This is a genomic window from Nocardia acididurans, assembly GCF_016741815.1.
Classification (GTDB): domain Bacteria; phylum Actinomycetota; class Actinomycetes; order Mycobacteriales; family Mycobacteriaceae; genus Nocardia; species Nocardia acididurans.
Map to the genome: position 1 here is coordinate 105,332 of NZ_JAERRJ010000009.1, position 12,755 is coordinate 118,086.

The 12,755-nt window shown below is 68.7% G+C and carries 10 protein-coding genes; 3 read left to right on the forward strand and 7 right to left on the reverse strand.

Annotated features, from left to right (window positions below):
• Positions 1-13 precede the first annotated feature (13 nt).
• Positions 14-1,084 (forward strand): DNA integrity scanning diadenylate cyclase DisA, encoded by a 1,071-nt coding sequence (gene disA / locus JK358_RS23650; protein WP_372440721.1) that lies wholly within the window; start codon positions 14-16, stop codon positions 1,082-1,084.
• Positions 1,085-1,107: 23 nt separating this feature from the next.
• On the opposite strand, the gene JK358_RS23655 is transcribed toward disA, so the two are convergent.
• Together JK358_RS23655 and JK358_RS23660 are read right to left on the reverse strand one after the other, a co-directional pair.
• Positions 1,108-1,773, reverse strand: a complete 666-nt coding sequence (locus JK358_RS23655) for a hypothetical protein (protein WP_201950581.1) — start codon at positions 1,771-1,773, stop codon at positions 1,108-1,110.
• A gap of 216 nt (positions 1,774-1,989) precedes the next feature.
• Positions 1,990-2,613, reverse strand: coding sequence for a carbonic anhydrase (locus JK358_RS23660; RefSeq protein WP_201950583.1), 624 nt, complete (start codon positions 2,611-2,613; stop codon positions 1,990-1,992).
• A gap of 366 nt (positions 2,614-2,979) precedes the next feature.
• On the opposite strand from JK358_RS23660, the gene JK358_RS23665 reads away from it, so the two are divergent.
• Positions 2,980-3,765 (forward strand): iron-sulfur binding domain-containing protein, encoded by a 786-nt coding sequence (locus JK358_RS23665; protein ID WP_201950586.1) that lies wholly within the window; start codon positions 2,980-2,982, stop codon positions 3,763-3,765.
• A gap of 150 nt (positions 3,766-3,915) precedes the next feature.
• Here the strand turns inward: JK358_RS23665 and JK358_RS23670 are convergent, their stop codons facing one another.
• From JK358_RS23670 to kstR, 5 genes are all read right to left on the reverse strand, one after another.
• Positions 3,916-4,794, reverse strand: coding sequence for a metal ABC transporter permease (locus JK358_RS23670; RefSeq protein WP_201950588.1), 879 nt, complete (start codon positions 4,792-4,794; stop codon positions 3,916-3,918).
• A 70-nt stretch (positions 4,795-4,864) separates the two neighbouring features.
• The gene (locus tag JK358_RS23675) at positions 4,865-5,758 is read right to left on the reverse strand and encodes a metal ABC transporter ATP-binding protein (protein WP_201951421.1); all 894 of its coding nucleotides are present in this window, start codon (positions 5,756-5,758) and stop codon (positions 4,865-4,867) included.
• Positions 5,759-5,848: 90 nt separating this feature from the next.
• Positions 5,849-6,784 (reverse strand): metal ABC transporter solute-binding protein, Zn/Mn family, encoded by a 936-nt coding sequence (locus JK358_RS23680; RefSeq protein ID WP_201950594.1) that lies wholly within the window; start codon positions 6,782-6,784, stop codon positions 5,849-5,851.
• 202 nt (positions 6,785-6,986) lie between these two features.
• A complete protein-coding gene (gene otsB, locus JK358_RS23685) occupies positions 6,987-9,557 on the reverse strand; it encodes a trehalose-phosphatase (RefSeq protein ID WP_201950605.1) in 2,571 nt (856 codons plus the stop codon).
• 253 nt (positions 9,558-9,810) lie between these two features.
• Positions 9,811-10,458: a cholesterol catabolism transcriptional regulator KstR gene (gene kstR / locus JK358_RS23690; protein WP_201950613.1), complete on the reverse strand. Its 648-nt coding sequence runs from the start codon at positions 10,456-10,458 to the stop codon at positions 9,811-9,813.
• 124 nt (positions 10,459-10,582) lie between these two features.
• Between kstR and JK358_RS23695 the strand changes: the two genes are divergently transcribed.
• Positions 10,583-12,748, forward strand: a complete 2,166-nt coding sequence (locus JK358_RS23695) for an acyl-CoA dehydrogenase family protein (protein ID WP_201950616.1) — start codon at positions 10,583-10,585, stop codon at positions 12,746-12,748.
• Positions 12,749-12,755 lie beyond the last annotated feature (7 nt).

Genomic DNA, 12,755 nt, shown 5'->3' on the forward strand with positions numbered 1-12,755 from the left:
CGGGGATTCCGGTGTGGTGCAGGAGCGTTCCGGGGAGGCGGAGCGCGATGTGATCGCGCGGCTGGTGCCCGGGACGCAGCTGCGCGACGGCGTCGACCGGATCCTGCTGGCGGGTACCGGCGGGCTGGTGGTGCTCGGCTACGACGAGCGGGTGGAGCGGATCTGCGACGGCGGGTTCGAGCTGGACGCCGAGTTCGCGCCGACGCGGCTGCGGGAACTGTCGAAAATGGATGGGGCCGTGGTGCTCTCGGCCGACGGATCGCGGATCGTGCGGGCCAATGTGCATCTGGTGCCCGATCCCGCGCTGCCGACGGTGGAGTCCGGCACCCGGCACAAGGCAGCCGAGCGGACAGCCGCGCTGACCGGATATCCGGTGGTGTCGGTGAGTGCCTCGACCGGCCTGGTGACCGTATACGTGGGCGGCGCACGGCATCTCGTGCAGCCGTCGGCGGTGATTCTGACGCGGGCCAATCAGGCCATGGCCACGCTGCAGCGCTACCGCTCCCGCCTGGACGAGGTGACGCGTCGCCTGTCGGCGCTCGAGGTGGAGGATCTGGCCGCCCTGCGCGATGTGCTCACGGTGGTGCACTGCCTGGAGCTCATGCGCCGCACGGCCGGTGAGATCGAACAGGATGTGCTGGAACTGGGTGTGGACGGCCGCCAGCTCGCCCTGCAGTTGAGCGAATTGGTCGCCGACACCGAGAATCTGCGCCGTCTGCTGGCACGCGACTATCTGGTCGGCGAGGCCGCGGGGGAGGCCCAGGCGGATCGCGCTCTGACCCGCCTGGATGCCCTGGCCGAGCCGGATCTGCTCGAATTGGCGAATCTGGCTCCGCCGCTGGGCTATCCGGCCACCATCGAGGCGTTGGACACGGCGGTCGGCCCGCGCGGTTACCGGCTCATCGCCCAGATCCCGCGGGTGCCCTTCCGTAAGGTCGAACCTCTGGTGGCCGCGTTCGGGACACTACGCGCCCTCCTGGAGGCCGCACAGGCCGATCTGGAGGGCGTGGACGGCGTGAACGCCCAACTGGCGCGCCGTATTCGCGAGGGCCTCACCCGCCTGGGCGAGCACGGCTACGCCTGACCGGCGCGACCGGTCGGGCACGCTCACGAGATGTTGAACGGCTCCGGATTGCTGCGGACCGAACCCAGCTGTGCGGTAACGACATACGCGCCCGGCGGTACCGGCACGCGCTCGCCCGCGCAGCTCGGCTGCGACGAGGTGCCGGTCCAGGTGACCCGGAAGAACGCCTGCTGTCCCGCGGTGAGCGTGCGCAGATCGGACGGTCCCTCCGGGTAGCAGTCGGTGCTGGCCCACATGCGGCGCTGCCCGTCCAGGGATTGCACGGTCACCTGCTGCAGCGCGCTGCCCATATCGCGTTCGCAGGTGGCGCTGGAGATGTTGGTGATGACGATGCCGAATACCGGCTGCTCCCCGGCCTTGTAGGTGGGCTGCTCCGGATTCACCTTCACCGCCAGTGACTGGTCCGGGCACTGCTTGCCCTGCCCGGCCGGCGCGGCGCTCGGGCTCGCGCTGCTGCCCGACGGATTGGCTCCGCTCGATTCCGGTGCTCCCGACGAGCTTCCGGCCGCCTTGTGCGTGGCGGACGTGCTCGCCGCCCCGTCGGCCTTCTTCTCGTCCCCGCCACCGCCGCGCAGCACCGCGACGGCCACCCAGATCACCAGTACGAGCGCGACCGTCAGCACGCCGATCGCGAGCAGGCGTCGGCGCCAGTAGATTTCCGGCGGCAGTGGTCCAGTCGGTTCCAGCACGCTGACAACGGTAAGGGCACGGTCCGGCGCATCCGGCGCAGGGTCTCGGCGTGTCGGAGGTGAAACAGCCGACCCGCCAGGTACATTTCCCCGCTCTGCCGCGCCCACCGGCGCGAACCCCGCGAACCCTCTACGGCCCCAACATCTTCGGGACTTGCTCCGCCTCGTGCCCACCCCGTCCGGGGTGGGCACGAGCGCTACGGGAGTTTCCCGGAACTAGACGATCTCGCCGATATTGCCGATGACGCGGTTGAGTTTGATCTGTCCTTCGCCGAGGTTGTAGGTGACGCAGGCGATGGCGCATTCGCCGGTGGCGACGCGCTGGGAGATGATCATCGACCGCTGCATGAGCAGGCGCGCGGTCTCCTCAACGTGGCGGGCCTCGAGCTCGTCGACGGAGGTGAGCCCCTCGCGGCGGCCGAGCAGGATGGACGGGGTGACCCGCTCGACCACGCTGCGGATGAACCCGCCGGGCACATTCCCGTTGTCGAGGGCGTCGATGGTCGCGCCGACCGCGCCGCAGCTGTCGTGGCCGAGCACCACGATCAGCGGCACGTTGAGCACGTGCACGCCGTATTCGATGGATCCGAGCACCGAGGAGTCGATGACATGCCCCGCGGTGCGGACCACGAACATCTCGCCGAGCCCCTGGTCGAAGATGATCTCCGCGGCGACGCGGGAGTCGCCGCAGCCGAACAGGATTGCCGAGGGCTGCTGCCCCTTCACGAGTTTCGCCCGGTCGGCGGCCCCCTGGCTAGGGTGCTGCAACGTGCCGTTGACGAAGCGCTCGTTACCTTCACGCAGGGATTTCCAGGCACTGATCGGGTTGGATTGCGGCATGCGTCCCATTTTCCATACGAGGTCGGTTACCGGCGAGTCCGTGAAGTTACGGTCCGGCAAAGACCCGCTGGCCGGCCATCCCGACCTGCGGTGAGCAACCAGGCGGAACGACCACCTGGACCCCGTCCACTGTTCCGTATAGTGACAGCTGATTTCGTGGGGGCCGGGTAACTCGTCGGGAACGTCCACAATCGCAGGCGAACCCGACTGCCGGCACGCACATGGGACTGGCGACGGCTCTGCGCCGGGCGCAGGAGGCACGGGGAGGCGGGACCGCTGGACAGCGACACCCTCATCGATTGGTATGGCGAGACGGCCCGCGACCTGCCCTGGCGGCGGCCGGGAGTCACCGCCTGGCAGATCTTGATGAGCGAGATCATGCTCCAGCAGACCCCCGTCGTCCGCGTCGAACCGATCTGGCGCGAATGGGTGGCCCGCTGGCCCGTGCCGTCCGCGATGGCGGCCGCCCCGCAGGGTGATGTGCTGCGCGCCTGGGGCAAGCTCGGCTACCCGCGGCGCGCGCTCCGCCTGCACGAGTGCGCGCAGGTGCTGGCCCGCGACCACGGTGACGAGGTCCCCGCCGATGTCGAGGTCCTGCTGAGTCTCCCCGGCATCGGCGCCTACACCGCCCGCGCCGTGGCCTGTTTCGCCTACGGCCAGCGAGTTCCCGTGGTGGACACCAATGTCCGCCGCGTGGTGGCCCGCGCCGTGCACGGCAAGGCCGAAGCGGGCAACCCCGCCGCCCGCGACCTGGTGGAAACCGAGGCCCTGCTCCCGGCTCAGATCAAGCGCGCGGCGGTCTTCTCCGCCGCCCTCATGGAACTGGGCGCGACGGTCTGCACCGCCCGCAACCCCGACTGCGCCCGCTGCCCGCTCCCGTCCTGCGCCTGGGTGACGGCGGGCCGCCCGGCCTCGGAAGTGGTTCGCCGCGTGCAGAAGTACGAGGGCACCGACCGCCAGGCGCGCGGTCGTCTGCTGGACGTCCTGCGCGACGCGCACGGCCCCGTCGAGCGAATCCGCCTGGACCTGGCCTGGACTCGCGATCCGGGCCAGCGCGACCGCGCCCTCGACTCGCTTCTCGTCGACGGTCTGATCGAGCAGACCGCGGAAGGGCTCTTCGCGCTCGCCGGTGAAGGCGGCGCGGGGGTCTGAGTTCCGGAATGGCGGGCGGCTGTCCGGCAGGTGCCGCAGCGCACCCCGTCGAGGCAGGACGAGGGGGCGTCGCCTCGGACGGGATGCGCGCGGATGCGATCTGCCGCCCCTCATGCGACAGATCGTGGACCTCCCCGGTGGGGGTGGTGGTCAGGCGGCGACGAGTACCCGGCGCCGGTTCCGGGTGCGCGAGCCGATTACCCGGCACACCAGGTAGATGGCGAACGAGATGGTGGTGACGAAGGTCGAGATCGGCACGCCGGGCGCGAGCGACAGCAGGATGCCGCCCACCGCGGCGGTTTCCGCGAAGACGATCGCGAGTACGGTGGCGCGCACCGGATTCGCGGTGAGCTGCGCCGCCGCGGCGGCGGGCGTGATCAGCAGTGACAGCACCAGCAGCGCGCCGACGATCTGCACGCCGAAGGCAGCGGTCACGCCGAGCAGCACGGCGAACACGATGGACAGCGCGCGCACCGGAACCCCGCGCGCCACCGCCACTTCCGGGTCGGTGCTGGCGAACAGCAGCGGCCGGTAGACGGCGGCGAGCACCACGAGGACGGCGGCGGTGCAGGTGGCCAGCATGCCGAGCCCGTTGTAGCCGACGCTCGCGACCTGCCCGGTGAGCAGCGAGAACTTCGATCCCGCGCGTTCGGGGCCGAGCCACAGGAACAGCACCGAGAGCCCGAGCCCGAAGGACAGCACCACGGCGATCACCGAATCACGTTCGCGGGCACGGGATCCCAGCACGCCGAAGAGTACGGCCGCCACGACCGACCCGGCGATGGCCCCGAATCCGACCCCGATCCCCGCGAGCAGCGCCGCGGCGGCTCCGGTGAGCGACAGTTCGCTGGTGCCGTGCACGGCGAACGACATCTGCCTGCTGACGATGAGCGGCCCGATGGCCCCGGCCAGCAGCCCGAGCAGGGCGGCGGCGATCACCGCCTGCTGGACGAAGTCGTACCCCAAAAGGTGTGCGGTCGTGGAGAAGTCGAGCATCTTGCCGAATACATCGGCGAGCTTGTCGTTCATGCGGTGTCCTTTCGGGCATGCACGGGGCGCTGCGTGGTGACGCTCCGCTGCCGCCTCCGCGCCTGACCGTTCATGCCCGCACCTCGTCGTCGCCGTGGCAGTGCCCGCCGGCGGTGCCGAGCGCGTCCATGACGTCCCCGGTGCCGACGACGACCAGTCGTCCGCGCACGCGCAGGACGTCGACCTCGGTGCCGTAGAGCCGCGACAGCACCTCGGAGGTCATGACCTCGTCCGGCGTGCCGATCTCGAACTTCCCGTCGACCAGGTACAGCACCCGATCCACCAGCGGCAGAATCGGATTGATCTCGTGGGTCACGAACAGCACCGCGGTGCCGTGCGACCGCCGCCGCTTGTCGATGAGTTCGGACACCAGTCGCTGGTTGGCGAGGTCGAGGCTGAGCAGCGGTTCGTCGCACAGCAGGACGCGCGGATCGCCGACGAGGGCCTGTGCGACGCGCAGCCGCTGCTGTTCCCCGCCGGACATGACATCCACCGGCGAGTGCGCGAATTTCTCCGCGCCGACGGCCGCGATGGCTTCCGCCACTTTGCGTTTGCGTTCCTTGCGTCCGCGCAGTCCGAGTCCCCACCGGTGCCCGTCGACGCCGAGTCCGACGAGATCGACTCCGCGCAATTGCACGCCGGCTTCGAATGTCTTCTGCTGCGGCACATATCCGATATCGGGATTTCCCGCGCGCGCGGGTTTTCCGGCGATTTCCGCGGTGCCGCCGCTGAGCGAATTCTGGCCGAGCAGAACTTTCAGCATCGATGTCTTGCCGGACCCGTTGGGCCCCAATACCGCAATGAATTCACCGGGCTGGATTTCCAGATCCAGTCCCTGCCACAGGGTTCGGTCGCCGAATGCCAGCCCGGCGTCGGATAGTCGCACCACCGGTGCGCGGGTGTCCGGGCGCACCGGTTCCGGGATGTCGTCCGTGGCTGCTGGGATCACGCTGTGCACAGGCATGTTCATGTCGTCGGCGGTCGCGCGAATTCCCGGCGCGAGGGTCGGCTTCGGGTTCATGATGGTGCTCCCGGGGGCTGGCATGGTGTGGTGTTATCCCAGTGCCTTGGCGAGCGCCGTAGCGTTGGCGGTCATCCACTGCACGTAGGTCTGGCCCTCGGGGAGGGTTTCGGTGACGTTCACGACGGGGATCCCGTTGGCCTCGGCGGTCTTGCGGAGGTCTTCGGTGATCTTGCTCTCGGTCTGGATGTTGTAGACGAGGGCGCGAACCTGCTTGCCGTTCAACAGGTCTCGCACGGCCGCGACGTCGGCGGGGGCGGGGTCGGTCTCCTGTTCGACGGCTTCCTGGAAGCCGTGCGGGGTGCGGTCGTCGGCCTTGGCGGCGACGAGCATGTAGTAGGCGAGCGGCTCGGTCTGCAGGACCGGCTGGTTCGGGTGTTCGGCGGCGATCGTCGCGGTGACGGCCTCGATGCCCGCGAGCTGTGCGGTGAAGTCGGCGGCGCGCCTGCTGTAGTCGTCCTTGTGCGCGGGGTCGATCTCGCCGAGCTGTTCGGCGATGTGCTCGGCGACCTCACCGGCGACGTGCGCGTCGTACCAGACGTGTTCGTTGCCGTGCGCGTGATCGTGGCCGCCGGTGGCGGGGGCCGCGGTGATGGTCGCGCCGCCGTGTGAGTGCTCGTCGGCGAGTTCGACGGCGTTGACGGTCTTCTTGTTCTTGCCCGCGATGGCCTTGTCGATGAATTCGTCGTAGCCGCCGCCGTTGTAGACGACGAGCCCGGCGTCGCTGATCTTGGCGGCGTCGACGGGGGACAGCTCGAAGGAGTGCGGGTCGACGGTCGGGTCGTTGATGATCGACTCGACCTTCACGCCGGAGCCCGCGACCGTCTTGGCGATATCGCCCCACACGTTGGTGGATGCCACGACCGTCAGCTCATCGGATCCATTGTTTCCCCCGCACGCGGTGAGCGTGGCGACGGCGGCTAGCCCTGCGGCGAAGCAGGCGAATCCTCGAGCAGTTCTGGCGGTCACGCGGGTTACTCCTGAACAAGAACAAGCCAAACGAAAACGATTGCCATTTGAATGTAGCGCACGTGTCCAGGAGCTTCCGAATCCCGACCGCTCGGTTGTGAGGCGGGCCACCCTGCCGCGAATTCGTGACCGAAACAGCGAGCGGCCCCCGCGAACGTTCAGTTCGCGGGGGCCGCAAGACTTTTCGGTCCGGGGTGCGGACCTACGTCAGGGCCGCGACCGGCTGGCTGAGCAATTGCGCGCAGCGCAGCAGGCCGAGGTGGCTGTAGGCCTGGGGATGGTTGCCCAGGGAGCGTTCGGCGACGGGGTCGTACTCCTCGCTCAGCAGGCCGGTCGGGCCCGCGGCGGCGACGAGCTGGGTGAAGAGCGCTTCCGCGTCCTCACGCCGCCCGATCAACAGGTAGGCCTCGACGAGCCAGGCGGCACACAGGTGGAAGCCGCCTTCCCCGCCGGGCAGGCCGTCGTCGTGGTGGTACCGGTAGACGGTGGCGCCGCTGCGCAGTTCGGCCTCGGTGGCCACGACGGTGGCGGCGAACCGCGGATCGGACGGGTCGATCAGACCGCTCAGGCCGATGTGCAGGGTGGCGGCGTCCAGGTCGGTGCCGTCGTAGGCCGCGGTGTAGGACTGGACCTCGTCGTTCCAGCCTTCGGCCTTCACCTCCTCCGCGATGGTGTCGCGCAGTTTCTCCCAGTCCGGGTCGACGCCGCGACCGAACTGACGGGCCAGGGTGATCGCCCGGTCGGCGGTCAGCCAGCCCATGACCTTCGAGTACACGTGGTGGCGCGGATTGCCGCGGATCTCCCAGATGCCGTGGTCGGGTTCGCGCCAGCGCCGCTGCACGGCGGAGACCATGGCGTGCACGAGCTCCCAATCCGCGTCCGGCAGCGCCTTCTTCGCATCGGTGATGCCCTTGCGCTCGCGGGCGTGCGCGAGCTGGGAGATGAGGTCCACGATGGGACCGAACACGTCCAGCTGCACCTGCATGTTCGCCGCGTTGCCGACGCGCACCGGCCGCGATCCGGCGTAGCCGGGCAGCTGGTCGATGACGGCCTCGGGCGGCAGGGTTTCGCCGTAGAGGGTGTAGAGCGGATGCAGCCGCTCGGGTCCGGGCAGGGTTTCCAGCACCCGGTGCACCCAGGCCAGCAGGTCTTCGGCTTCGCCGAGCGAGCCGAGCGACACCAGCGCGGACGCGGTGAGTGAGGCGTCGCGCAGCCAGCAGTAGCGGTAGTCCCAGTTGCGCACGCCGCCGATGTCCTCGGGCAGCGAGGTGGTGGCCGCCGCCAGGATGGATCCGGAGGGTGCGTGCACGAGTCCGCGCAGGGTGAGTGCGGACCGCTTCATGAGGTCGGGTTTGAGCGGCGGCAGTTCGAGCGAGCGCGCCCACCCGGCCCAGTACCGTTCGGCTTCGCGCCGCCGGTCCGCCTCGGGGGTCATGGCGGGGGCGAGATCGGAGGTGCCGCAGCGCAATTCGAGGACGATGGGGCCCTGTCGCGGATCCACGACGGCGCGGGCGGTGTGATGGTTGCCCTCGTCGACGATCTCCCATTCGACGCCGGGGGAGCGCAGCACCATGGGGTCGTTGGTGCCCTGCACGATGAGCCCGGACGGGTCGCGCACGATGCGCACCGGAACCTGCCCGAATTCGGGCCGGGGTGCGAAGGTGACGACCGCTTTGGCGTCGCCGGTGATGACGCGGGTGAGGTCGGTGCGTTCGGGCACCACGTCGTGCGGCAGGTAATCGACGACCTGCAGGCTGGCCCACCGGGTTTCGGCGGTCATGGTGCCGTCGACATACCGCTGGGACAGCGGCAGGCCGGCGCGTTCGGGCTGGATGGTGAAGTGCCCGGCTCCCGGCCCGCCCAGCAGGTGGGCGAAGACGGCGGCGGAGTCGGGTTCCGGATGGCACAGCCAGGTGACCGTTCCGTCCGGTGTGACAAGGGCTTTGGAGCGCGGGCTGGCCAGCATGGTCAGCCGTTCGATGCGCGGGGCGGACGCGCCGGCGAGCCAGGTGCGTCGTTCCTCGAGCAGGTAGGCGAGGGCGCGCGAGACGTCCTCGGTGCTGGCGACGCGGTATTTGGCGAGTGATTCGCCGTCGCCGACCTTGATGCCGACATCGGGGCCGGACAGACGTGTGAACGCCTTTTCGTCGGTGACGTCGTCGCCGATGAAGACGGCGGCCGACGCGCCCTGCTGATGCCGGACGATATCGAGCGCCGCGCCCTTGTCGGTTTCCACGACCGCGAGTTCGATGACCTCTTTACCTTCGGTCACCTGTACGCCGACCCAGCTCGCCGGACCTTGACGCACCTGAACCAGTGCGCGGCGGCCGATCTCGGGGCTGGCGTTGCGGACATGCAGGGCAACGGAAGCCGGTTTCACCTCGACGGTCGCACCCGGATTGTCCTGTGCGATCTGCGTGAGCGTCGACTGGACTTCCTGATGCAACTGCTTGGCGTCGTTGTCGATGGCGTGCACGAAGCCGACATCGAATTCCGAACCGTGACTTCCGATCAGCTGCACCTCGACGGGCAGCCGGGAGAGTGCCGCGAGATCTCGTAGGGCTCGGCCGGAGATCACGGCGGCGGTAGTTCCGGTGAGTCCGGCGAGCGCGCGCAGCGCACTGACGGACTCCCTGTGGGGATAGGCCTTCGCGGGGTCGGAAACGATGGGCGCGATGGTCCCGTCGTAGTCCGATGCGACCAGCAGCCGAGGCACTCGGGCGATGGCTGCCAACGCACGGCGAAGTTCGAGTGGCAAATCCTGTGCGCTCACGCATCCAACCTAATGATCGGAGGAGATTTTTCAGGGCGCGAGTGATGCTACTGGGTAGAGATTGCCCACTTGTTCTGGCGGTGATACATAGCGTTTACAGGACACTTGCACACCGTTCACCGAATGTGTGATCTTCAACCCGTCCAGGCCCCTGAACAGCTGAAACAGCAACGGCCGCCCACTCTCCGGGGGTGGGCGGCCGTTGCGCACAACCGAGCGAACGCCCGGCGTGCGAACTACAGCGGGGGAGTCGCTACTCCTTGTTGCCGATCAGCAGATCGACCGTCAGCTCCAGGCGCTCGGTCACATCGGTGGCCGACGCCCGGCGGGTCAGCCAGGCCACCAGGTTGGACAACCACACGTCGGAGATGACTCGGGCGATGGCCAATTCGCGGTCGGTGGGGGTCTCGTCCGAGAGCGCCCGCGCGAAGAACCGGTCCATCACCTTGCCGACGCGATCGACCTCGGCGGCCGCGGAGGCGTCGGCGAACATGAACGCTCGCGTCATGGCCTCGGTCAGCAGCGGATCGCGCTGCATGGCCCGGGTGACCTGGGTCAGCAGCAGGTGCATGCGCTCCTGAGGCGTGTTGCCCGCCAACGGCTTGCGACGGCCTTCGAACTGCTCGAATTCGCGGGCCAGCGCGGACACCAGCAGGTGCACCTTGGACGGGAAGTATCGGTACAGCGTGCCGACGGCGACATCCGCGCGTTCGGCGACCGCGCGCATCTGGACCGCGTCGTACCCACCCTTGGAGGCCAGCGCGAGCGTCGCGTCGAGGATCCGTTTGCGCCGGTCGCGCTGGGCGGCGGAGCTCAGATCCTCCTCGCTGAGGGTGGTCACGGGCGCGGTGCGCGCGGCGGCTACCCCATCGGCGGCCTGCGATCGGGAGGGACTGGCCATCGGTTGAAAGTCCTTTCCTGGATACGAGTTCGTACCGCGACCGGGCGGCGCTTGACTTACGCCCGGCTGGAACATTAGAACATGTTCTAGGAGCTGAAGTCACGCCGGAAAGGCGGTATGGAGTGTGACCATAGCCACCACTGACGAGCATAAAGCCGTTCAGGAGTCGATGCGCGGATGGGCCGCGGCAGTGCGCCCAATTGCAACAATGCGAACCGGTGCACCGGAATATTGGCGCGAATACTGGTCGCGCCTGGCCGATCTCGGAATTTTCCGGGTGGCGGTTCCGGAGGAGACGGGCGGGGCCGGTGGTTCCGTCGGTGATCTGGCCGTTCTGGTGGAGCAGGCGGCGCATGATCTGGTCGGCGGACCGGTGCTCTCGACTGCGCTGGCGGGGCTCGTCGCGGGCGAGATGCTCGACGAGAATACGCCGTGCGGGGTGGGCCTCGGGGCCGAAATCGCAATATCCGGAGGTGAATCCGATCTCACCCTGACGGGTGAATGGGATTTCGTGACCGGTGCCGCACCCGGCGCCGCCGTCCTGCTGCCGCTTCGCGACGGTGACCGGCGGCTCTGGGCTCTGATCGACGCCGATGCGCCGGGTCTGCGGGTGGAGCCGCTGGACACCATCGACCGGAGCGTGCCGCTGGCCCGCGTCGTGTGCGCGGATGTCGCTGTGGCCCAGGACCGCGTCTTCGAACCGGCCCAGGATGTCCGCGATCTCGCGGCGGTGCTGCTGGCCGCCGAGGCCGCGGGCATCGCGGGCTGGTGCCTGGAGACGGCGGTCGAATACGCCAAGGTGCGTGAACAATTCGGTAAGAAGATCGGCGAATTCCAAGCGGTCAAACATATTTGCGCGTGGATGCTGTGCCGGGCCGAACAGATTCGCGCCGTGGCCGCCGATGCCGCGCACGCCGTGGACTCCGGGAGTTCGGAACTCGCGCTGTCGGCGGCTGTGGCGCTGGCGGTTTCGCTGGACGCCGCGGTCGAGACCGCGAAGGACTGCATTCAGGTGCTGGGTGGAATCGGTTTCACCTGGGAACATGACGCGCATCTGTATTTGCGCCGGGCCACCGCGCTGCGTCAGCTGGTGGGCGGCAGCGCGCACTGGCGGGCTCGCGTCGCCGAGCTGACCTACGCCGGTCAGCGGCGTTCGGTCGGCGTCGGCCTGGACACGGATTCCGATGCGGCCGAGGGCGACTCGGCCTGGGATTCGCTCGGCATCGACGCGGCCGAGGCCGCGGTGCTGGCGGCGGATCTGGCCAAGATCGCGGCCCTGCCGGTCGAGCAGCAGCGTGACGCGCTGGCCGAGTCGGGCCTGCTGGCCTCGCACTGGCCGGCCCCCTACGGGCGGGGCGCGGGCCCGATCCTGCGGACCTGGCTCGACGATCAGGTCCGCAAGGCCGGTATCGAGCTGCCGGAGTTGGCCATCGCCAACTGGGCCATTCCGACGCTGCTGCAGTGGGGTACCGCCGAGCAGATCGAGCGGTTCGCCCTGCCAACGCTCACCGGCGAGGTGATCTGGTGCCAGCTGTTCTCCGAGCCCGGCGCGGGTTCGGATCTGGCGGCGCTGCGCACGGTCGCCGAGCGGGTCGAGGGCGGGTGGAAGCTGCGCGGCCAGAAGGTGTGGACCTCGCTCGCGGACAAGGCGACGTGGGGTATCTGCCTGGCGCGCACCGACGCCGACGCGCCCAAGCACAGGGGCATCAGCTACTTCCTGGTCGATATGAAGAGTGCCGGGCTGGATATCCGGCCGCTGGTGGAGATCACCGGCGAGGCGCGTTTCAACGAGGTGTTCCTGGACGATGTCTTCGTGCCGGACGAATGCTTGGTCGGCACACTCGGAAATGGTTGGAAGATCGCACGTTCCACTTTGTCTGCCGAACGCGTCGCCATGGGCGGCAAGGGAATCGGCGACGAATTGGAGAAGCTGATCTCCGCCGCGCCGAAGTCCGGCCCGGGTGCGGAATTGGTCGCGGACCGGCTCGGCGGACTTATTGCCGAGTCAATAGCTGGAACTTTGCTGGAAGCCCGAGCTGCCCAAAAGCTGCTCAGCGGCGGCGATCCCGGCCCGCAGAGTAGTGTGCGCAAGCTGGTCGGTGTGCGGCACCGGCAGGCGGTAGCCGAATTTGCCGTCGAATTGTCCGGTGCGGCGGGTGCTCTGGAAACCGAAGTGGTGAAAGAATTCCTGCTCACGCGCTGTTTGTCGATCGCGGGCGGTACTGAGCAGATTCTGTTGACCGTCGCCGGTGAACGAATTCTCGGACTACCGCGCGAATCGCACGGCTGAGTCCACA

What these genes read in the sequence shown, in the direction of transcription:
- JK358_RS23660 (WP_201950583.1), bottom strand. Translation starts at nt 2,613, where the DNA reads ATGCCGCAATCCAACCCGATCAGTGCCTGGAAATCCCTGCGTGAAGGT.
- JK358_RS23665 (WP_201950586.1), top strand. Translation starts at nt 2,980, where the DNA reads ATGAGCGAGATCATGCTCCAGCAGACCCCCGTCGTCCGCGTCGAACCG.
- kstR (WP_201950613.1), bottom strand. Translation starts at nt 10,458, where the DNA reads ATGGCCAGTCCCTCCCGATCGCAGGCCGCCGATGGGGTAGCCGCCGCG.
- JK358_RS23675 (WP_201951421.1), bottom strand. Translation starts at nt 5,758, where the DNA reads ATGCCTGTGCACAGCGTGATCCCAGCAGCCACGGACGACATCCCGGAA.
- JK358_RS23670 (WP_201950588.1), bottom strand. Translation starts at nt 4,794, where the DNA reads ATGAACGACAAGCTCGCCGATGTATTCGGCAAGATGCTCGACTTCTCC.